This window comes from Caballeronia choica (genome assembly GCF_001544535.1).
GTDB classification, from domain to species: Bacteria; Pseudomonadota; Gammaproteobacteria; order Burkholderiales; family Burkholderiaceae; genus Caballeronia; species Caballeronia choica.
On record NZ_FCON02000419.1, the window covers coordinates 1 to 1682 of the forward strand.

Consider the following 1682-nt stretch of genomic DNA (forward strand, 5'->3'; position numbering starts at 1 on the left):
GGCAGAGACTACGATTTCATCGGACGGCTTGACCTCGCAGCGATCCGCGAAGCGGTTCTGCTTCGCGACGCTGATTATTTCGTGTGCGGGCCAATGCCGTTCATGCGAGCGCAGGTCGACACATTGAAAACGCTGGGCGTCGACGCATCGCGAATTCACACGGAGGTTTTCGGCGTTGGCGACCTGCGCTAGGCAATGCAGCAAGACGGGGCTATTTAATGGCCGGTTAGACCCACGCGGCGGCGAACGGGAATATTTCGAATCGCGACATAGCGCGCCGCCGGTTCGCGGGCGGCACATGGTCCTGCTCGTCGCAGCCGCTCCGGTGCGCCCGAAAACCGTAGCCTCTCTTTTACGGCTCCAGGGTGTGCCGGCGTCTCCGTGCAGCGCGGATGATCACGCGTGACGTCGGTTGTTTGCGACGACTCAGGCTGCGGGCCAGACAAACATCACATGTTCGCCGGACGCCGGTCTCGCCTTAGGGCCGTGTTCGGACTGCACTCGCGGGGCGCCCCCTACGCGACTGCGCCACGTGACAACAATAAAAGGATTGCCGTCGGCAAGATTGGGAAGTACGTTCCCGTACGGCCCCATCACTTCGACCGCTATCTGATTCGCCCCGCCGGTTGGTGCGAGCGCCTGGTGGGAACCGCCACTGTGCGGAGTCGCGCCCGGCATGGCCGCAAGAAATCGACCGGAGGTCGCTGGCCTCGCCGCTGGTAGCCGCGGCTGGCCCGGTGCCCCGGTAACGAGAACGCCCCACAGCACGACAAAGGCCAAGAACTTCATGTGCGTTTCCCTCAGATGCAACGTCCTCGTGTTCGCCTTGAGTCCCTTCTTTCAAGTATGCGCACGACGCGGTCAGAGACCCCAGATGATGTCTGCCTCGTGTTCTCGTGCCTGGCGCAGCATGTCTAGAAACGGATAAGCCTGCTGTGAAAGTCCCGCACGATGCTCGCGACGATTCGCGTGCACCGCATGATGGAAAGCGTCGTCGTCCTCGGCAAATTTTTCGTCGTCGACGATCGCAGCTTCAAGGCGTTCGATGGCGACAGGCAGTTGCTCGTGGGTAGTGACTCCCCGCACATCCAGTCGCTTGCCAACCAGTCCCAGAAGATACCCTGCGAGATCCTTGAGCATAGTGACATCCGGCGCGGCTTTCGATTGAAATGTGATCAGCATGGCACTCTCTCCCTCTCGAGTAAAAAGTTGGCGATCCAAAGCCTGATTGCCTTAGGAAGCCTCCTTTACATTATATCATAGTGTGATGTAATTAGCAAACCGACCCTGTCGGAAAAGGTTATGGCCATTCAATTGGGGCTTTCCCCAAGCGGAGCGCGAGCCACCCGTGGCGACCGCGTTATATCACAGCGTAATATATTCATTTCGAACGATTCCTTCGTCGATTAGGGTTTTACCCTTAAGGTGACAACCCTTCCAATGTAAACTCCTACCCGGGCAATCTTGACTCGTTCCTCTCTTGTGCGCATGCTTTGCAGCTTCGCTCCGTCACCGGTCGCCGTCAGGTGGCCCGAGCGCTTTCGCTCATGCTTCGGGGCGCTCGTTGGCATCGCGTTCACCGGCGGGACGATGCATCTGCTGCTTGGGGCGTCGGCGAACCTGCCGCTGCTCGTCGCACCGATGGGCGCTTCCGCCGTGCTGCTGTTCGCGGTCCCCGCAAG

General features: G+C 59.8%; 2 protein-coding genes and 1 pseudogene. 2 read left to right on the forward strand and 1 reads right to left on the reverse strand.

Translation table 11 applies throughout. From position 1 onward, the window contains the following. Positions 1-192: pseudogene (locus AWB68_RS50540) on the forward strand (nitric oxide dioxygenase); the annotation flags it as partial. Between the two features lie 669 nt (positions 193-861). Here the strand turns inward: AWB68_RS50540 and AWB68_RS44615 are convergent. After that, the gene (locus AWB68_RS44615) at positions 862-1182 is read right to left on the reverse strand and encodes a DUF1840 domain-containing protein (protein WP_087650421.1); all 321 of its coding nucleotides are present in this window, start codon (positions 1180-1182) and stop codon (positions 862-864) included. A gap of 282 nt (positions 1183-1464) precedes the next feature. Between AWB68_RS44615 and AWB68_RS44620 the strand changes: the two genes are divergently transcribed. Beyond that, positions 1465-1682 (forward strand): HPP family protein (locus AWB68_RS44620; RefSeq protein WP_445344369.1); only part of this gene is annotated, 218 nt, incomplete at its 3' end.